This is a genomic window from Nostoc sp. TCL26-01 (assembly GCF_013393945.1).
Lineage (GTDB): Bacteria > Cyanobacteriota > Cyanobacteriia > Cyanobacteriales > Nostocaceae > Trichormus.
In genome coordinates, this window is sequence record NZ_CP040297.1 from 5,173,926 (window position 1) to 5,195,060 (window position 21,135).

Below are 21,135 nucleotides of genomic sequence, written 5' to 3' on the forward strand. Positions count from 1 at the left end.
AATTCACGCCCGTAATTTGAACAAGGAAAAATTATATAGTTATGGTATCGACTCACCCTGCCGGGGTTCAAAATGCTGGGACTCAGTATTTACCTCCAAGGCGCAACACAAGCACAAATATTTCGCCCAACCAGGAACTGTTACCGTTAACGGCTAAAGTTAACAGTGATGACAACCTGGAAATCGGTGGGTGTGATGTCACAAATCTAGTGCAGCAGTTTGGTTCACCTTTATATATTTTAGATGAAGAAACCCTGCGAACAGCTTGCCAACAATATCGAGATGGTTTTCAGAGATATTATCCAGGGGCATCTCAGGTATTGTATGCTTCTAAGGCTTGGAATTGTCTAGCTGTTTTAGCGATCGCTGCGGCTGAAGGTTTAGGAATTGATGTGGTTTCCGGTGGCGAACTCTACACGGCGCTAACTGCGGGTGTGAATCCCGATAAGATTTACCTCCACGGCAATAATAAATCCCGCGATGAATTGGTTTTGGCGATTGAATCCGGTGTCACCATTGTGGTGGATAATTGGCACGAATTACATACCCTCGTAGAGACGTTGCATACGGGTGTTGTAGAGACGTTGCATGCAACGTCTCTACATGGGACGCGGGTGATGTTGCGATTGACACCAGGAATTGAATGCCATACCCATGAATATATTCGCACCGGACATTTAGATAGCAAATTTGGCTTTGATCCTAACGATTTGGGTGAGGTTTTTGAGTTTGTTAGCCAACAACCAAACTTAACCTGTGTGGGATTACACGCCCACATTGGTTCGCAAATTTTTGAGCGCCAACCCCACCGGGATTTAGCGGCTGTGATGGTGGAGTGGTTGCGAGATGCAAAAAAATATGGGTTAGATATCACCGAATTAAACGTTGGTGGTGGCTTGGGGATTAAATATGTAGAATCAGATGATCCACCAAGTATTGATGAGTGGGTGAAAGCAATTTGTGAAGTGGTACAAACTGCTTGTGCCGCCGAGAATCTGCCTTTACCAAAATTATTGAGTGAACCGGGGCGATCGCTCATTGCCACGGCTTGCGTTACCGCTTACACTGTTGGTTCATCGAAAACAATACCGGAAATCCGTACCTACGTTTCCATTGATGGTGGTATGTCTGATAACCCCCGTCCCATTACCTACCAATCAGTTTATCGAGCAGTGATTGCCAACAAGCTATCTGCACCCCTTACAGAAACAGTTACCATCGCTGGTAAACATTGCGAATCAGGGGATATTCTGATAAAAAATGCTCAACTACCCAAAACTGAACCAGGGGATATCCTCGTAGTTATGGCAACTGGTGCGTACAATTACAGTATGGCATCCAACTATAACCGTCTACCCCGACCGGCAGCAGTTGTAGTGGCGAATGGCGAAGCAAACTTAATTTTGCAACGCGAAACTTATCAAGACTTGATTCGACAAGATTGTTTACCAGAAAGATTGAAGAATTAGTCATTAGTCCTTGGTCATTAGTCATTAGCCAAGTACCAAGGACTAATGACTGATGACTAATGACCAAAAGTATTAAAGAGTAATCCAGATGTCATGAGAGATTTATGGAAGCAATGGCTGGTAAACCTGGGATGGTCACAGTCCTTGCTGCTGGGGACTCTGGATATTTTATTTGTCTTGGCGCTGACGTATATGATACTAGTAATTATTAGTGAGCGCCGGACATTGTGGATGGTGAGAGGATTTATTGTCTTGATGCTAGCCTCAGCCATCAGTTACAGATTTGGTTTACCCCTGTTAAATTTTGTTTTAGAAAAATTGGTGATTGGCTGTGCGGTGGCAATGGCAGTTGCCCTCCAGTCAGAATTTCGGCGTTTTTTGGAACAATTAGGACGCGGGGAATTTAAGCAATTATTTCAACCCGCTAGTCTGACAATTCCTAAGTCTGATAGTGTAATTGATGAAATTGTCGAAGCGGTTAAAGAACTCTCAAAAAACCGAATAGGAGCTTTGCTGATTTTAGAAACAACAGGCCCCATTGACGAAAGAGATTTTTCTGTGCCTGGGGTGAAGCTAAATGCGGATGTTTCTAAGGAACTGATCCAGACAATTTTTCAACCAAAGACTCTCTTGCACGATGGAGCAACCTTGATTCGTGGTTCGAGGATTGTATCTTCGGGTATAATTTTACCGCTTTCGGGACGCACAGCCTCGCGCCAGTTGGGAACACGCCACCGGGCCGCGATGGGAATTACTGAGCGAGTCGAAAACTGCATCTGTGTCGTTGTATCTGAAGAAACGGGTTCTATTTCTCTAGCGGAAAGGGGAACCCTAAATAGACCACTAACGATCAGAAAGCTCAAAGAGTCCTTAGAGACTCGATTATCCCCAACTGTCGATCGGGAAGCCGTTGCTCCTGGTTTGTTAAGTTTGGGTCGTCAAATTGGTGATAAGGGATTAGCATTGGTTTCACGGTTACTCGGTTTACCATCGGCCGCTTCTCGAGACAAAAAATGACAACACAACAAACTGAACTGCAACAATTACCCCCCGACTTGAAACGAGAACTACTACCCAAACACGTTGCGGTAATCATGGATGGCAATGGTCGATGGGCTAAACGCCAAGGTTTACCCCGAATTATGGGTCATAAACGGGGAGTAGATGCCCTGAAGGATTTGCTGAGGTGCTGTAAAGACTGGGGAATTCAAGCCCTGACGGCTTATGCTTTTTCCACAGAAAACTGGAAAAGACCACAAGAAGAAGTAGACTTTTTGATGACTTTATTCCAGCGAGTTCTGCGCCAAGAATTGCGGGAAATGGTCGAGGAGAATGTGCAAATTCAGTTTGTCGGGAATTTAGCTGATTTACCGCGATCGCTACAAGCAGAAATTTCCCGTTCGATGGCAGAAACTCAACACAATCGCGGTATTCGCTTTTCTGTCGCTACTAATTATGGTGGACGACAAGAGATTTTACAAGCTTGTCAGGCGATCGCCCAAAAAGTCCAGCAAGGCCTCCTCCAGCCAAATGAAATTGATGAGGAAATCTTTGAACGGCACTTATACACCGCCGGAATCACTGACCCAGATTTATTAATCCGCACAAGCGGAGAAATGCGCCTCTCCAATTTCCTTCTCTGGCAAATGGCTTATGGTGAAATTTACATCACTGACACTCTCTGGCCAGACTTTGACCGCACCGAATTTCACCGCGCTTTATGTGCCTATCAGCAAAGAGAACGGCGATTTGGGAAAGTTTAGGATAGGACTCATACCAATTCAAAATTCAAAATTCAAAATTCAAAATTGGGTATTTTGAATTTTGAATTGATTCATTCCGGGATTTCAAACTTATAACCGTAGCCGCGTACAGTCTTGATAAACTCAGGTACGCTGGTATCTTCTTCTAATTTCTTGCGTAACTGACCGATGTGTACATCAACTACTCGTCCATCTCCCACATAGTCGCAACCCCAGATTTTTTGAATTAACTGTGGACGACTCCAAGCTTGACCTGGATGACTGGCTAAAAAATGCAGAATATTAAATTCCAACGCTGTGAGATTTAAGGGTTTATCGTTGAGAGTTACGTCTCTTCCTTCCGGATTAATTGCTAATTGCTTAAAAATTAACCGTTGGGAAGGAGATGGTTTAATTGAGCGTATGCGTCTTAAAAGAGCTTGGACGCGAACTTCAATTTCTGCTAGGCTGAAAGGCTTAGTAATAAAGTCATCAGCACCAGCTGCCAGGATCTTGATTTTGTCAGCTTCCTCGGTTCGTCCAGTGAGAATCATCACTAAAACATCGTTGCGACTCTGCATTTCTTGGCATAATTGATATCCACTCGTATCTGGTAGATTCCAATCCAAAATGACTAAAGCCGGGTTAAACTGCTCAAACAAAGACAAAGCAGTTTTCCCATCTGCCGCAGACTCTATTTGATATTTGCGGCTTAAAAAGCGATATATAAGATTACGCACTCCAAAATCATCATCTACAACAAGAATCTTGGGGTTGATCGCAGAAAGCATCACCATATTTTTTTATATTGTTCTAGCCTATTGTTTGCCTGGCATTTGCGGCTTTTACATAGCTTTGAATAGGGGATCACTGCTAAGGTGTCTGTGCTGTATGTGCTTCTCGTCAGGGTGCTTATCCTGTCCACTGTTCTGTGAGTACACAGACTAACCATAGCTAATGACTCTACACTGCCGTAGTACCTAGCTACACCTAATTTTCCATTAAATTTGTGAAAAGTTCAGCTCTCATGCTGCATACCTAATGTATAACTTTCGTATAACCTTGGTATGTTTTTATAGAGTGGTGCTATAATTGTAAATCTTCACGGTAAAGAGAAGTTGATTTTTAAGTGTGTTCCCCAGTCTGTAAAAACTTCTCCGAAAAGTCTCATTTGGCTGCAAAACAAAGCCAAATAACAATTCCAGTCATAACATTTGTATTACATCATACTCGTATCTAACCGCAGGAAAAACTGCCTACGGGAAGATACGAGTATAAGTCCAGAGTGTGTCTAAGTGCAGCTACAACATACCAGTATAAAAAAATATATTATTAGCTGAGAGAATGACAAGTCAAGGACTCAGAGCTTCATCAGAAGGTATTAGAGCTGCAAAAACAGCATTAACAGACAAAACCTTAAGTCAGCAAAAACTAGCAGCAACTATTGGCATAACACGTCAGCCAGTTTCCAAGTTTTTTGCTGGTGAACCAGTATCTCGTAGTTGTTTTGTCCAAATTTGCCAACAGTTAGGATTATCTTGGCAAAAAGTAGCAAGTTTACCTGAAGACACGATATCAGAGACTAACTCACAGTCTACTGCTGTTGAAATTGATGTATTAGTACCACAAGTACGCCAAAAACGCCAAGATAAAATTCAAGACCAGTGCAGTACTATCAAAATGTTAGATATTGCTCAGGCAATTCCTTTAGCCGAAGTTTACACTCCTGTCAGTATGTTAGAGGAAATCACCAATCAGCGATGGCAAGAAATTGCTGATCTGTGTCAGGAGTTAGATTCTAAGTTTGGCTTTCGTGGATTTGGACAAAGCCAGCATCAAAAAGGGTTATTAGGGTTAGAAGCGGTATCGCGGTACTCCAAGTTAATGGTACTAGGAAAAGCTGGATCAGGGAAGACGACGTTTTTACAATATCTGGCGATGGAATGCAATCAAGGTATGTTGCAGCCACAACACGTACCAATTTTTATCCGCCTCAAAGAATTTGCGGAAGATGTGCAAAGTGATACGGAATTAAATCTCTGGCAATACATTAGTCAAGAGTTTCTTTGTAGTGGGATCGATGAAGAATCAACTATCAGAATCTTGACTAGCGGTAAAGCCCTAGTTTTACTTGATGGACTCGATGAAGTGCCATTAGATCATGCCGAAACAGTTATTCGAGAAATTCGCAAATTTACTCAGCTTTATTATAAAAATCAATTTGTGATTAGTTGTCGTATTGCTGCTCAAAAATATAGATTTCAGGGATTTACTGAAGTTGAAATTGCCGATTTTAACGACCAACAAGTAGAATTTTTTGTGAAAAAATGGTTTGTGGCGATCGCTCATCATTCAATGGATGCAGGCGAGATAATTGCTAATCAGTTTATTCAACAATTGAACTTACGAGAAAATCACCTGATCAGAGAATTTGCTGCTACACCCATCTTGCTGCATCTGCTGTGCTTGGTATTTCAAGTTAAAGCAAAATTCCCTGTGAAACCAGCTAATTTATGCGATCAAGCCTTAAATATTTTATTAGCTAGATGGGATGAAATTAGAGGGATTAAAAGAGATAATTTTTACTCTAACTTGACGCTAATTAAGAAGAAAAAGTTACTGGCTTATCTAGCAGTCAGCACATTTACTCAAGAAAATTACTTCTTTGAACAGGATAAAATACAGCAATTGGTATCTGAATATTTATCTAGGTTACCAAATACTGATCAACAAACAGTACAATTGCAGCAAAATAGTGCCGCAATTATGCAAGGAATTGAAGCACAAGATGGTTTATTAATTGAGCGATCGCGGGGAATTTACTCTTTCTCTCATTTAGCATTTCAAGAATATCTGACCGCAAAATATATTGTAGAAAATTTTCTAGATGAGGGGAAACAATTATTAGTTAATCACATGAGTAAGGCTCGTTGGCAAAATGCAGTTTTACTAACTGTAAGTATGTTCGCCAATACTGATGAAATATTACAGCTAATGAAAAATAGAATTGATTCCCTGGTAGTTGATGATGACAAAATCCAAAATTATTTAATTTGGTTACATCAAAAAACCAGTTCAATTCCTGATATACAAAAATCTGCGGATGTGAGAGCTTTTTATTTAGTTTGTACTTACGCTTTTGCCTATACGCCTCACTACGGACGAGAATGGGATTATATGGGTAATCTAGCATTTAATCCTGAATTGAGCCTGGATGAATTGTTGAGCAGTATTTTAAACTGTGCTAATGACTTATATTTTACTGTTGAACATACTCTAAATGATGATTATGCTTTTAATCATGCCCGCGCTCTCAACATTAATCTTGAAGAAGCTATTGATTTAGCGGGAAATGCACAATTGCAGCAAGAACTAAGAAAACTCCAAAAAAAGTTACCTAGTACAGAAAGTAATCTCACAAAATTTCGTCACTGGTGGTGTGAGCAAGGCAAAGATTGGCAGCAAAAGTTAAGAACTACTCTAATTCAATATCGGAATATTGGTCATGATTGGCAATTTAGTCATGAGCAAATCCAGCTATTACAACAATATTTTCAGGATAATAAATTACTCATTAATGCTCTGAAATATAGTGCAAATGATGTATTAAAACAAAAAATTGAAGATGGGTTATTTTTAGCGATCGCCAAAATTACACCCTGAAAATTACAATTTATTCTAGTCTGTCAAAAGAAAGAGTTTGAGATATTCATACCACAGTCAGAGAATTGTTTTTAAATATTTCGTTAAATTGCAACTAATGCAATTAGCGATTCAAGGTTAGGTTATGGATAACAATTTGCTGAGTGGTATTATTCCTCAACAGCCACCAATTAGACCACAATCTGATGCTCACACACTCAAGTCTCGTTTAGAATGGGGTGAACCCGCTTTGACAATATTGGATGTACGCGATCGCTCTACCTATAATGATGGTCATATTATGGGTGCGATGCCAATGCCCATTGATCAATTGGTAGAACGAGCTGCATCTTCTTTAGAAAAAAGCCGTGATATTTATGTTTACGGTGCAAATGAAGAACAAAGTTCCGAAGCTGCAAACTTACTCCGTTCGGCTGGCTTTGAGCATGTATCACAACTCAAAGGTGGTTTAGCCGCCTGGAAAGCGATCGGTGGAGCAACAGAAGGTATCGTAGAATCAAGAACTCCGGCCGGTGCAGATGACTATAATGTAGTTGCACGTATCCAAAATCACTTGGAAAATCAGCAAAAGCAAGTTTAGGTGATTCGACGAAACCTCACCCCAACCCCTTCTCTACAAAGGAAGGCTGCTCAAAATCTACAACTTATTCAGAAATAATCAGGTTTCTAAGCCTCTCTCCGTTTCGGGGAGAGGTCTTTTAACAGTGAACAGTTATCAGTAAACAGTCATCAGTCAAGATAATTGGGTTTAAGTCCCCCACTTTAACAGTGAACAGTTATCAGTCAAGATAATTGAATCAGCGTTAACTGATAACTGGTTTAAGTCCCCCACCATACGCTGTTAGGACTCTATTTAATCACGTTAACCAGAGAAAAAATCCCATGAGACGATTTAGCTCTATTTGAAACGAAGTATCAATGGTTTCAACCGCCGATTCATCTCACACTTATACAACGCTGCAAAATTAAATATTTAGCCCACAGTCACTGGGATTATGACGTGAAATTAAGCGAAATATAAAAAAATATTAATAGCTATGTAGTTATATAAGTATTAATAGTTAAATGATTTTGGAGGGTATGGGAATTTGCAAGTCAGAGTTAGTTATTCCCCCTCTCCCTATCTCCTCATCGCCACTAAAACATCAAGGAAGCACAAATGAGCAGCAATCTAGCCGTCAAACTGCGCTCTGGCACTCAAAAAGCTCATACAGCCGCAGAAAACGTAGGATTTATGAAATGTTTTTTGAAGGGGGTTGTAGATAAAGAATGCTTTGGCAAGTTTTTGAGCAACTTGTATTTTGTCTACAGTGAACTGGAAGCAGCAATTAAAAGCGATATCAACCATCCAGTTATCAGTGCAGTTTACTTTCCAGAATTGGATCGCCAAGCCTCCTTAGAAAAAGACATGGTATTCTACTATGGTAATGAATGGCGTAACCTGATTGCCCCTTCCAAGAGCGCTCAGGCTTACATTAGCCACATTCGCCAACTCTGTGCTACTGAACCCGTTTTGTTAATTGGTCATACCTACACTCGCTACATGGGCGATCTTTCCGGGGGTCAGATGTTACAAAAAATCGCTCAATCAACTTTGAGATTATCCGGCTATGAAGGTACATCTTTCTATAACTTCGAGCAAATTCCCGACAAAAAAGCATTCAAAGACAAGTATCGTCAAGCATTAGACTCATTACCCATCGATGATGCCACAGCAGATAGAATCGTTATCGAAGCAAATAAGGCTTTCCAATTCAATATGCAAATGGCTACAGACTTAGAAGGGAATTTAATTAAAGCCCTCGGTCAGGTAGTATTTAGTAGCCTAACTAGCAGCCGTAATCCTGGTAGCACTGAAGCCGCTAGTTTATGAGAGCCTAGAGACTAAGAAAAAGTTTCTTTCCCACTCCCTTCTGGCTACTTTTAGTTCAGTCAACACATCATACTCTAGCGTTAATCTCTACACTAAAAACCAGCTAGATACTCAAGAGTCATTAGTCAATAGTCATTGGTCAATAGTCATTGGTCAATAGCAATTGTTACTCTCTCACTCCCTCACTCCCTCACTCTTTACTCAGCACGCTGCTCATCGCCCCGCTACCGCTAACAGCACTCTTTACTCAGCACTACTAAACTCCCACACTCCCTATTTCAAAGGTCTGATTACCTTGGAGGTTTTGATGGTTTTTGTCTTACCTGGTGTCAAATTTGATCTGGATATGATCAAAAAATATGACACGCCTGCACCTAGATATACCAGTTATCCACCCGCTACACAGTTAACTGAAGAATTTACTGCAACTGATTTTCAAAAAGCGATCGCTCTCTCCAATCAACGCCAATCACCGCTTTCTTTGTATTTCCATATTCCTTTTTGTCAGAGTGCTTGTTATTTTTGTGGCTGTAATACAGTAATTTCTAATAACAAGAATATTGCTAAACCATACTTAGAAAAGTTGGTGCAAGAAATTAAGCATACTGCTAACTTGATTGATACCAACAGACGAGTTTTACAAGTTCATTGGGGTGGTGGTACACCCAATTACCTCGACTGTGATCAAGTTGAGTTTTTGTGGAAAAATATTACTCAATACTTTAATATTGATTCGCAAGCAGAAATCTCTATTGAGATTAATCCGCGTTACGTTGATAAAAACTACATTTTCTTTCTGAGGGAAATTGGCTTTAATCGCATTAGTTTTGGCATACAGGATTTTAATAGCCAAGTACAGGTAGCTGTTAACCGTATTCAATCAGAAGAACTACTATTTGATGTGATGAGTTGGATTAAAGCAGCTCAGTTTGATAGTGTGAATGTGGATTTAATTTACGGTTTACCTCATCAAACTTTACAGACATTTCGGGAGACAGTGAAAAAGACAGTTGCACTAGATCCCGATCGCATTGTAGTTTTTAACTTTGCTTATGTACCTTGGATGAAACCAGCACAAAAAAATATTCCTGTAGAGGCTTTACCTCAACCCCAGGAAAAGTTGGAAATATTAAAGATGACTATTGAGGAACTGACAAATAGCGAGTATTTGTTCATTGGGATGGATCATTTTGCTAAACCTGACGATGAACTAGCGATCGCTCAACGTAACCACACCCTCCAACGTAACTTCCAAGGCTACACTACCCACGCGGGTACAGAACTCTTAGGGTTTGGTGCTACATCTATCAGTATGCTCAATGATGCCTATGTACAAAATCATAAGCACCTGCAAGATTATTACCAAGCAATTTCCCATGATATCTTACCAGTCAGTAAAGGTATCAAACTAACGGCAGATGATATTCTCAGGCGAGATGTGATTATGTGTATCATGTCTAACTTTCAATTGTCTAAGCAAGAAATTGCCGAGAAGTATTATATCGATTTTGATGAATATTTTGCCGAAGAATTAGAAGCTTTAAAACCATTAGAAGTTGATGGATTGGTGAGCTTATCTAGCAAATATATCCAGGTAACAGAAATTGGTAGGTTATTAGTCAGAAATATTGCTGTTGTCTTTGATATCTATCATCAGAATCAAGACAAACATTTCTCACGCACTATCTAATACCAATTTCCTTTAAATGTGAAACAGTAGAGACGTTGCATTGCAACGTCTCTATATGCAAATTTTTATGTTTATCGTGGGATAAAAATCAAATACTTAACTAATAAAAACTCGATATTTTTAAAAAACATTGAGAAATGGTAATTTCAAACTTTAAGAATATAATTTTCATATCTATCTTTTGGATTTTGTATTTATTTCATTCGGAAGAAACAATTATCCATCGTACTTAGTAATCTAAATACAGATGTAATTGAAATTCTTGAGGACGTTATGAATATTATTGCTTGGGTAGTATTAGGTTTATTAGCTGGTGCGATCGCTAAAGCGATTTATCCTGGTTACCAAGGTGGTGGTATTCTCTCCACAATCGTTTTAGGTATCATTGGCGCATTTATCGGTGGTAGCTTATACAGTCTGTTTGCAACGGGAACCTTGCAACTAACTGCCACTAGCTTAAGTATTCCTGGACTTTTAATCGCCATCATTGGAGCAATCATTGCTATCTATCTATGGGGACTACTCAGCAGAAGCAGAAGCGTCTAGTTTAACAGCAAAAGAGGCAAAATTAAGCGTCATTCGTACATAATTCATTCTGACTTCTGATCCCTGAATTATGTTCGATAATTTTGCCTACTTTATTTCATAAAATCTGTGGCTAGCAAGCGAATGTTTGGTTAGTCTTCCATTTGTTGAAAATACTCGAAGAGGCAATTCATGTTTTTTCACAAAAAAGAGCCAATTCATGTGGTAAATATTGGTGAAGCAAACCCTCGTTTTGCTCAGTTACTTCTAGAGCAGTTTGGCGGTGCTACTGGTGAATTATCAGCAGCTTTACAATACTGGGTACAATCATTTCATGTGGAAAATGCTGGCATCCGCGATATGTTGCAAGATATTGCAATTGAGGAATTTGGGCATTTAGAAATGGTTGGTAAACTCATCGAAGCCCATACAAAAAATGTAGATCAAACAGAGGCTTACAAAAGTACCCTCTTTGCTGTCAGAGGCATAGGTCCACATTTTCTGGATAGCCAAGGTAATGCTTGGACTGCAAATTATCTCAACGAAGGTGGGGATGTAGTTCGAGATTTGAGAGCTAATATTGCAGCTGAAGCCGGAGCGCGTCAGACTTACGAAGAGTTAATCAAGCTATCACCTGATCAAGGAACAAAAGACACTTTAGTGCATCTGCTGACACGAGAAATTTCTCACACTCAGATGTTTATGAAGGCTTTAGATTCTCTTGGTAAACTGACAGACCCCTTCTTTGGTAATGTTCAACCTGATGAAACTGTAGCTCTTTATTACAACTTATCATCAAATGGCAATGGTCATGATGAACGAGGCCCCTGGAATTCTGAGCCAACATTTAAATACATTGCTAATCCAGTGGAACAGCATTCTTAGTAATTAGGGAGTGGGTAATGGGTAATGGGTAATAGGAAATAAATATTTTTCACCTATTACCTATTATTTAAATAACTATTTATACAAATTTAGTGAATTATAAAAATCACAATTTAAAACCGAGGAGATTAATTTGTGATTGTTAATGCTACACCAAATGGATGGGAAATCATTTATCACCGTTCCCATGCTTTATTGGCTGCTCAATTGGCAGGACAATGGCGACGTAAGGACTATCCTGCCAGAATATATGAAACTATAGCAGCAATTTCCCATCATGATGACTTAGAGAAAGAATGGGAAGAAGATAACTTAACTGAGGGGGGTGCGCCAATGGATTTTACAATGGCTCCCCAAACCATGATTCCAGACACCTCCTTTCAGAAACTAGCTGATTTAGCCAAAAATGCTCGTTATCGGGGGCGTTGGGTAGCTCTATTGATTTCCATGCACATTAGTCGTTTAAATGAGTCAAGAAGGGGACAGTCTCCAGATTTTGACGCATTTTTAGATGAACAATTGCAAAATCAGCAGCGTTTTCGTGAGGAACTGGGTATAGATAAAGATGAGGTAGATGCAGCTTATGCTTTTATGCAGTGGTGTGTTAGCGAAGCTTACCGTAGGTATCGCTTATCTTTGATTTTATGTCAGCGTGAGTTACCTGCTGATGAAAGATTTTTAGAAATTAGCAAAGGGCCTGATGATCAACGTTATGACATTATGGAGCGTGGTGATCAGTTGTTGAGTGTCCAACCCTGGCCTTTTGAAAATGATCAGTTTACCGTCAATGTAGAGGCTTGTGATTTACATCAGCTAAAGTTTCAAAGCAATGCGGAACTCACTCAAGCGCTACAAGCAGCACCAATCAAAGTACTAGAGTGGACTTTTATCAAAAGTTAGATATCGCACTCTACCCGAATTTCTGACAAAATTTATCAAACCGAAGTCCAGAAGTTGTAGGGGCGGGTTTACAAATATGCTTCAATCATTCACGAATATCTCGTGAACCCGCCCCTACAGTTTGGTGAGAAATGCAGGTGTTGTGGTTCTTTTTCAATGCCTATTACAACACCTCACTTGCGACTTATTGAAGCTGTATATCAAAATAAAAAACGTCCGAGAGTGTTGCCGTGTTTCCACCTCAGACGCTTTTTATTTTTAACTTGCTCCTCACACACAAGTAAAAAATACCATTGATTTTTAAATAAGTAACTCTGTCCTATGACACTTTTTTAATTGCCCAAATTATGCTATGTTTTTCGGACTAATTAAAAAGCGCCTGAGAGTGTTGCCGTGTTTCCACCTCAGACGCTTTTTACTTTTAACTTGCTCCTCACACACAATAGTAATTTATCACTAGTGGATTTAAATAGCAAGTATCTGATTAAACGCTTCACGCAAACTTAATATTAGCAGCATAGGACATTAATAATGTTGGCAAAAGGTCTTGGATTATCAGGGTGTGAGAGTGTAAGTAAGTAAAATCTCTAAATTTTCATACTTTATACTCAGTTTCCCCAGAAAACCTTTATGGATAAGTTCTGATCAAGATAAACCACTCAAGCTACAATGCAAACAGCTTGTCTCCAAGATGTTGCTAACCGTGATGTCATGTTCGCATAATTACTGAGGATATGGTTTGTCTGGTAAATAATTAGTCATATGTAATAAATATATTTACCATGTAGTTGTTAACAGATATTACCAGTATCTTAAAGATGATGATGTGACAGAAGATTTGGAGCAAGACACACGACTTAGTGGCAACGATTAAATCTAGTATGTTAGAAACTCAGCGCTCCTATTGGCAAAGTTGCAGTATATCTCTGGTGTCGGTATTGCTGGCGCTTTTAGTAGGATTAGCTCTAGAAATATTCTTCAAACTCAAAGTAGAGGTATCACTACTATTTTTGGCATCAGTGGTTGTGAGTAGTTGGTATGGGGGAATAGTACCAGGTTTACTGGCGATAGTGTTAGCTATTGTGGTTAAAGACTACTTTTTTACATCACCTGTGTATTCGATTGCTTTGAGCAACTGGACAGACTTGATACATCCAGTAATGTTTAGCTTGGTAGGGGGACTGGTGAGTTTCTCCAATGCACATTTAAGGACGACCAGTCAAGTATCTATAGCCAAATTAGCAAAGCTAAAAATCAATTATCGTTGCCTCTTAGAAACAGTCAATGAAGGTATCTGGATATTTGACACTTTAGGACAGACGGAATATGTCAACCATCGAATAGCGGATAAGTTAGGCTACAGTGTGGAGGAAATACTCCAGCGATCGCTTTTTGACTTAATTGAACTGGAGAATCAACAAGATTTTTGGCAATGGATAGCACAAGAGCATGAGCAAAGTCAAGAGTGTCATTTATACTGTCGAGACGGTTCACTATGGTGGGTAATTGTCTCTATTAGTCCCATTTGGAATCAGCAAGGAGAGGTTTCTGGAGCGATCGCTATTCTCACAGATATCACAGAACGCAAGCAATCGGAAAACAATTCTGATAGTGAGCGTTTGCGCCTGCAGACGATTTTAGATACTTTACCGGTAGGAATATTGATTGCCGATTCGCAAGGAAAACTTTTAGAAATGAATCCGGCGATGAAAGCAATTTGGGGTCAAGATGCACCCTTGCTTAATCATACCAGTCAATACCATCAGTATAGAGGATGGTGGGCAGATACGGGTAAAGCGATCGCTGCTGACGAATGGACACTAGCACGGACTTTAGCTAGCGGTGAAGCTATTCTCGATGAAGAGATTAACATTGAAACTTTTGATGGCAAGCGGAAAACTATTCTGAATTCTGCCATACCTATTGACGACGAACACGGTACAATGATCAACGCCGTAGTTGTCAATGTAGACATTAGTGAACGCAAACAAGCAGAAGCTGCCCTCCAAGAGAGTGAATTAAAGTTTCGCTCCCTGGCAGATACTATGCCACAAATGTTTTGGATTACACGACCGGATGGCTACCATGAATATTTTAATCAGCGCTGGTATGACTATACAGGAACCAGTCTAGAACAAACTCAAGGGGAAGGATGGCAAAACATCCTCCATCCTGATGATGTGGAACGGACAATAGTCGTGTGGCAAGATTGCCTAGAGACAGGAAACGATTATGAGATTGAGTATCGTTTCCGTCGAGCTAGCGATGGTGAGTATCGTTGGCAATTAGGCAGAGCATTTCCCTTACGTAATCAAGATGGGTCAATTATTAAGTGGTTTGGTTCCTGCACTGATATTCATGAACAGAAATTAGCCATAGAAGAAAGAGCGCAAGCACTAGAACGGGAGCGTACAGCTAGGATAGAACTAGAAAGAGCCATCCGCATGAAAGATGACTTTCTAGCCATAGTCTCTCATGAATTGCGATCGCCACTCAACCCCATTTTAGGCTGGGCAAAACTCCTCAAAAGTCGCAAATTAGATACTAATAAAATCAATCAAGCACTGGAAGTAATTGAGCGTAATGCCCAACTACAAGCACGGTTAATCGATGATTTACTCGATGTTTCCCGGATTTTGCGCGGTAAGTTGAGTTTGAATGCTTGTACCCTCGACTTAGCAAACACTATCGAAGCTGCACTAGAAACCGTCCGTCTAACAGCCGAAGCTAAATCAATCCAAATTCACACTGAATATACACCTCATGTAGGAAAAGTCAAAGGTGATCCCAACCGCTTACAACAAGTAGTCTGGAATCTCCTCTCCAATGCTGTAAAATTTACTCCAGAAGCAGGACAGATAAAAGTCAGCCTCAAAAAAGTTGGTTCTCTAGCACAAATTCAAGTTAGCGATAACGGCAAAGGGATTAGTCAAGACTTTCTCCCCTATGTATTTGAACGCTTTCGCCAAGCCGATGAAACCACAACCAGAAAATTTGGGGGATTAGGATTAGGTTTAGCTATTGTGCGTCACTTGGTAGAACTGCACGGTGGTTCTGTGCAAGTCAGCAGTGAGGGAGAAGATTTAGGTGCAACCTTTACTGTCCAAATACCTCTAATTACTGTTACCCCAGGATCAGAAGATGATTTCACACCAGACATTGAACCCAACTTGCAAGGCTTGCGACTAGTAGTCGTTGATGACGATGCTGATACCTTGGAATTACTCACATTCATTTTAGAACAGCAGGGAGTAGAAGTTAAAGCAGTATCCTCAGCGACTGAAGCACTCAAAGCCATCACCCAAACCCAACCAGATTTACTCCTCAGCGATATCGGTATGCCAGAAGTCGATGGTTATATGCTGATTCAGCGATTAAGAACTATGGAAACATCCACAACTAAAAAACTTCCAGCGATCGCTTTAACTGCTTTTGCCGGTGAAGCCGACTCTCAAAGAATTATCTCATCCGGCTTTCAATATCATCTCACAAAGCCAGTAGAACCATCAGAATTGGCTAAAGTCATCGCTAATCTTGTAATGAGTAGTGAGTGAGGGGTGCTGAGTGCAAAATCAATTCAAAATTCAAAATTCAAAATTCAAAATGAAGAAATAATGACTCTTGCCTATTGCCTATTGCCTATTGCCTATTGCCTATTGACTATTGACTATTGACTATTGACTATTGACTAATATTTTAATAAGTCCAGTTTTGCTTGGTTTGCAAGCTATAGGTTCCATCTTTCACATTCACCCGTTCAGGAATTAGATTTAAATCTCTAAATATATTTGCTTGATGCTGTAGAGCATCGAGAGATTGGTCGTCAATCGGAATGATGGCGCGTTCGCCACTGTGTTTTTGTAAAATTTCTAGAATAGATGGATCAATTTCATGGTGTTCTGTCAATCTTTGAACAGCTTCTAATTCCTGTCTCTTAGCCCAAGTTCCAGCTTCGTTTACCTCTTCTAAAATCACCTTGAGTATGTCGGGGTAGTCGCGTACCAGTTCTGGAATGGCGTAGTAATAGGTGGGAACTTCCACGGAGGCTTGATCGCCAAATATACTCTCTAGGTCTGTAATCGATCGCCCTGGATAAGCGCTGCGGGCTTGAGTTGCTGTGTAGGGAACCCAAACCACCCAAGCATCGATTTCACCTCGGCGGAACCGGGGTAGCGCCTCTGGTTGTGTCAGATAAACTGGCTCGATGTCATTAAAATCTAAGCCGACTTTTGCCAACGCTCGTACAAGTATATAATGTGCGCTAGCGCCTTTGTCAAAAGCGATCTTTTTACCCTTCAGGTCAGCAAGCGTCTGAATTGGTGAATCTTCTGGTACCAGAATCGCTTGACCTTTGGCAGCTGTATATTTTTCCTTAGCTACCCGCACAAATACATGATCTGCGGCTTGCGAGAAGATGCTAGCAGTACCGCCGCCGCCGCAAAAGTCAATTGTGCCATTACTGAGTGCTTCGATCAGAGAAGAAGCTGATAAAAAGCTTGTCCAGATGATAGTCAGTCCATAAGGTCGCAAACGTGTTTCCAGCAAGCCTTGAGTCCGGAGAACTTCCAGATTTGTCATCCCCTCTGGATATCCAATTTTGAGTTGTTTGAGCCGCCGCGCTTCCTCTCTTAAGGGTGTGTTGTTGGATCGATCAGAACGCCGATAAAACCAGCGATCCAAAACTACACAGAAAATTATCCCCGCCATAAATAGTCCGACAGTTTCTAGTAACTGGACTATGGAGCTTTTGGAGAGTTGGAACCGATTACTAGATTCAGAAGCAGCAACAGCGTAACTGTCAAAAAATACAGGCAAGACCAAAGTCAAGACAAGTCCGATGGCAAATCGAATTGTCAACCTGTAGGTAGCCGATCTCCAAGTGGCTGATCTGAGCGACCGTAAGATATGTTGACCTATGCGTTGAGGTAGCAGGTCAATCAAACGGCTAATCATCATGACTCCTTTGCTGACGCTGATATATAAACTACCAAATTTGCTCACTCATTACACCCAATATGCGATACTCTCATTATCATATCGATATTATGTAGTTTTTCTGCAAACGTTGAGCGATCGCTAGTTTGGGTCATCAAGTAGGTGTTGATTGAGGAATGGTGATGGATTGGTTAATTGCAACAATTAAGATTGGGCTAGCTGCGGCTGTGGCAACAACATTTGATGACAATATCTATCTAACGGCCTTCTTCAGTGAGGTCAATCGGACTTTTCGTCCTCAACATGTTGTAGTCGGTGAGATTCTGGGGTTCACAGCATTAATCACAGTAAGTTTACTTGGTTTCTTGCTGGGTCTAGTAATTCCATCTACTTGGACTGGTTTACTGGGGATTCTGCCGATACTCATTGGCTTGAGAAATTTGCTCAATCTGAATAAGGATGACTCAGATGAAGATAAGTCAGCCAATCTGAAAAGAAACTCTAAATTTCGCGGATTTGATTCTAGAAAGCGATCGCTCTGGGAAGTAATCCGCGATCCGCAAACCTATCGCGTCTCCTCAGTCACAATTGCCAACGGCGGTAACAATCTTGGTATCTATATCCCCCTGTTTGCTGCTAGCTCAATCCAAAATCTCACTGTGATCGTACCAGTTTGCTATTGCATTGTTTTTTGCTGGCTGTTTATGTCCTATAATCTGACTCGTCTACCTGGTATCGCTTTGATACTCAGCCGTTATGCTAGTAAGATTTTCCCCTTTGTTCTGATGTGGCTGGGTTTGAGAATTCTGCTAGACAGCGAATCTTATCGTCTTTTTTTCCCGAACACTTGACAGATAGGGAAAATCACAGCCAACTACTTTTCAAACAACCTCTAAGAAATCGAGAAAAATTAATATTAGATGCAACTTATGCGCTGCGTGATATCAGCTATCCGACAGATTTAGAGCTACTAAATCAAGGAAGAAAACAGACAGAAAAAATTATAGACTTGCTTTATGAATAGATAAAGGGTCAATTGGATAAAAAACCAAGAACCTATCGAGAGGTAGGAAGAGCATTATCAGTTTAGCCCAACCGCATATTCGTCCTATTGTCTGAGGGAAAGCTGGTAAAGCGGTAGAATTTGGGTTTTACAGTTTAATATAATTCTGGATTATAAATTGTTTGAATACAGTCAATCAAAACTTATATTTGGTATTGTTTGAATAACTGGTCATACCAATTTCCTTTAAATGTGAACAGTAGAGACGTTGCATTGCAAAGTAGAGACGTTGCATTGCAAAGTAGAGACGTTGCATTGCAACGTCTCTACATAATGTATGTGTATCATGATTAAAGTGAAATGGGATCAACCCTTAAAATTGCTTTTTCATACTTTTTCAGCAAACCCTAATTAAAAAGCGCTAGGACGTGTTGCCGTGTTTCCACTCCTAGCGCTCTTTATTCTCAACTTGCTCCTCACACAAATAGAGAATAACACTAACCCTGTAGAAATATAATTGTGATAAGTGACACTTCATAAACTGCACCATAGAGTGAGGAGTAGTGTTATCAGTTATCAGTTACCAGTTAATAAACATTCACTGTTCACTGTTTACACCCCTAGTTCTTAATGTAAAAAGTGACGTACACCTGTCAAAACCATCACCAGACCTAATTCATTAGCAGCTTTGATAGAATCTTGATCGCGTAGGCTGCCGCCTGGTTGAACAATGGCACTGATACCGGCGGCGGCGGCGGTTCTGATAGAATCATCGAAGGGGAAGAAGCCATCGCTGGCGAGGATTGCACCTTTAGCTTTGTCTCCTGCTTGTTCAAGGGCGATTTTGACTGAACCGACGCGGTTCATTTGCCCTGCACCGACACCTAGAGTAGTACGATCGCTAGTAACAACAATAGCGTTAGACTTAACGTGTTTGCAGACTTTCCAAGCAAATAACAGTTCTGCTAACTCATCAGGTGTAGGTTGGCGATCGCTAGCTACTTGCCACTTACTTGTGTCACTTACTATATCATCCGCAGCTTGCACTAAAAAACCACCGGCAATTTCCTTGACTAAAGTTTGCGAACCACCGCTTAACAAATCTGCTAAAGTCAAGACTCGCACCTTAGATTTTGCTGCTAAAATTGTTTCCGCTTCGGCATCACAATCAGGGGCAACTACACATTCTAAAAATGTCTTAGTTAATTCGTTAGCTGTTGCCACATCAATAGAACGGTTAAAAGCGACAATACCACCAAAAGCTGAAGTAGAATCAGCATTAAAAGCTTTTTGGTAAGCTTCCACTAGCGTATTTCCCAATGCTGTACCGCAGGGATTTGTATGTTTAATAATCGTTGCGGCTGGTGTATCAGTAAATTCAGTAATAATTCGCCGCGCTGCTTCTAAATCAACTAAATTATTGTAACTCAGTTCTTTTCCTTGGAGTTTTGTGGCTGCTGCCCATCCCGTAGGAGTTGTCCCAGTTTGATACCAAGCAGCGCTTTGATGAGGATTCTCACCGTAACGCAGAGATTGTAATTGTGTACCGATCAGGGTGTATTGTTGTGTATCAGCGAGGTAAGAGGCGATCGCTTGATCATAACTCGCTGTGTGTGAAAATCCCTTTAAAGCTGCCTGCTGACGAAATTCTAAGGAAACTTCTCCGTTATTTTGCCGTAATTCCTGTAAATATTCACCATACTGTTCTGGGTCACATAATACTGTCAAATGAGCAAAGTTTTTCGATGCTGCTCGTAACATCGCCGGGCCACCGATATCAATTTGTTCCACCGCTTCTGCTAAAGTCACCCCTGGTTTAGCAATAGTTTCCGCAAACGGATAAAGATTCACCACCACCAAATCAATCGGGCGAATTTGGTTATGTTCCAAATCTGCTACATCACTAGCCACATCCCGCCGCGCCAAAATACCGCCATGAATACGCGGATGTAAAGTTTTCACCCGTCCCCCTAAAATCTCTGGCGAACCCGTGTAATCTGCAACCTTAGTCACAGGTAAACCCGCATCCTTGAGGGCTTGAGCCGTTCCTCCACTGCTGATTAAATCAAAGTCAAATTCTTCCACCAACCTCCGAGCCAGATCAATTAAACCAGTTTTGTTAGATACACTCAGCAGTGCTAGACGCGCCATATCCCAATTCCTCAATTTTAGCCAGTGATGCGAAAGACCCCAATTTTTACACAAGCCTTGGTTTACTTCAAGAGCATCAGGAGTCATTCTAGGACTTACGCAGTGTCACCAAATTTTCTGGCTTTTTTGTCAATAGTGAGATAGTGCGTTCCTGGAAAGCAACTATCTCACCCGTAAGGGTCAACAGTCCAAAAAAACTTGATTTTGAATGTTGCAATTATTACTAATAGTTACAAAAATGATTGACAATATTTAATGTATGGATTATCTATTAAGCTAATAACTGGGTGTATTATTTT

15 protein-coding genes are annotated in these 21,135 nt (G+C 40.6%); 12 read left to right on the plus strand and 3 right to left on the minus strand.

Features of this window, described 5'->3' with window-relative positions; genetic code table 11:
• The first annotated feature begins 41 nt into the window (after positions 1–41).
• The 3 genes from lysA to FD725_RS22345 all read left to right on the plus strand — a co-directional run bounded on the left by lysA (position 42) and on the right by FD725_RS22345 (position 3,232).
• Entirely contained in the window at positions 42–1,469 is a 1,428-nt protein-coding gene (gene lysA, locus FD725_RS22335) for a diaminopimelate decarboxylase (RefSeq protein WP_179050178.1), read from the plus strand.
• Positions 1,470–1,562: 93 nt separating this feature from the next.
• On the plus strand, positions 1,563–2,486 hold the full coding sequence (cdaA, locus tag FD725_RS22340) for a diadenylate cyclase CdaA (RefSeq protein ID WP_179050179.1): 924 nt from the start codon (positions 1,563–1,565) through the stop codon (positions 2,484–2,486).
• On the plus strand, positions 2,483–3,232 hold the full coding sequence (locus tag FD725_RS22345) for an isoprenyl transferase (protein WP_179050180.1): 750 nt from the start codon (positions 2,483–2,485) through the stop codon (positions 3,230–3,232). Before cdaA ends, FD725_RS22345 begins: the two co-directional genes overlap by 4 nt.
• A gap of 71 nt (positions 3,233–3,303) precedes the next feature.
• On the opposite strand, the gene FD725_RS22350 is transcribed toward FD725_RS22345, so the two are convergent.
• Positions 3,304–4,008 carry a response regulator transcription factor gene (locus FD725_RS22350; RefSeq protein ID WP_179050181.1) on the minus strand — a complete coding sequence of 235 codons (705 nt, stop codon included), beginning with the start codon at positions 4,006–4,008 and terminating at the stop codon, positions 3,304–3,306.
• 547 nt (positions 4,009–4,555) lie between these two features.
• Here FD725_RS22350 and FD725_RS22355 point away from each other — a divergent pair.
• The 8 genes from FD725_RS22355 (at position 4,556) to FD725_RS22390 (ending at position 16,301) form a co-directional block, all read left to right on the plus strand.
• Positions 4,556–6,874 (plus strand): NACHT domain-containing NTPase, encoded by a 2,319-nt coding sequence (locus FD725_RS22355; RefSeq protein ID WP_179050182.1) that lies wholly within the window; start codon positions 4,556–4,558, stop codon positions 6,872–6,874.
• A gap of 124 nt (positions 6,875–6,998) precedes the next feature.
• On the plus strand, positions 6,999–7,454 hold the full coding sequence (locus tag FD725_RS22360; protein ID WP_179050183.1) for a rhodanese-like domain-containing protein: 456 nt from the start codon (positions 6,999–7,001) through the stop codon (positions 7,452–7,454).
• 579 nt (positions 7,455–8,033) lie between these two features.
• On the plus strand, positions 8,034–8,747 hold the full coding sequence (locus FD725_RS22365) for a heme oxygenase (biliverdin-producing) (RefSeq protein ID WP_179050184.1): 714 nt from the start codon (positions 8,034–8,036) through the stop codon (positions 8,745–8,747).
• Between the two features lie 307 nt (positions 8,748–9,054).
• Entirely contained in the window at positions 9,055–10,437 is a 1,383-nt protein-coding gene (gene hemN / locus FD725_RS22370; protein ID WP_179051646.1) for an oxygen-independent coproporphyrinogen III oxidase, read from the plus strand.
• Between the two features lie 273 nt (positions 10,438–10,710).
• Entirely contained in the window at positions 10,711–10,983 is a 273-nt protein-coding gene (locus FD725_RS22375) for a GlsB/YeaQ/YmgE family stress response membrane protein (protein ID WP_179050185.1), read from the plus strand.
• 171 nt (positions 10,984–11,154) lie between these two features.
• Positions 11,155–11,847, plus strand: a complete 693-nt coding sequence (locus FD725_RS22380) for a manganese catalase family protein (RefSeq protein ID WP_179050186.1) — start codon at positions 11,155–11,157, stop codon at positions 11,845–11,847.
• Between the two features lie 135 nt (positions 11,848–11,982).
• A complete protein-coding gene (locus FD725_RS22385) occupies positions 11,983–12,747 on the plus strand; it encodes a DUF3891 family protein (protein ID WP_179050187.1) in 765 nt (254 codons plus the stop codon).
• A gap of 881 nt (positions 12,748–13,628) precedes the next feature.
• A complete protein-coding gene (locus FD725_RS22390; RefSeq protein ID WP_179050188.1) occupies positions 13,629–16,301 on the plus strand; it encodes a PAS domain S-box protein in 2,673 nt (890 codons plus the stop codon).
• 142 nt (positions 16,302–16,443) lie between these two features.
• Here the strand turns inward: FD725_RS22390 and FD725_RS22395 are convergent, their stop codons facing one another.
• Positions 16,444–17,748: an aliphatic sulfonate ABC transporter substrate-binding protein gene (locus tag FD725_RS22395; protein ID WP_256871709.1), complete on the minus strand. Its 1,305-nt coding sequence runs from the start codon at positions 17,746–17,748 to the stop codon at positions 16,444–16,446.
• Positions 17,749–17,864: 116 nt separating this feature from the next.
• Between FD725_RS22395 and FD725_RS22400 the strand changes: the two genes are divergently transcribed.
• Entirely contained in the window at positions 17,865–18,533 is a 669-nt protein-coding gene (locus FD725_RS22400; protein ID WP_179050189.1) for a cadmium resistance transporter, read from the plus strand.
• Positions 18,534–19,312: 779 nt separating this feature from the next.
• Here the strand turns inward: FD725_RS22400 and purH are convergent.
• The gene (gene purH / locus FD725_RS22405; protein ID WP_179050190.1) at positions 19,313–20,836 is read right to left on the minus strand and encodes a bifunctional phosphoribosylaminoimidazolecarboxamide formyltransferase/IMP cyclohydrolase; all 1,524 of its coding nucleotides are present in this window, start codon (positions 20,834–20,836) and stop codon (positions 19,313–19,315) included.
• Positions 20,837–21,135 lie beyond the last annotated feature (299 nt).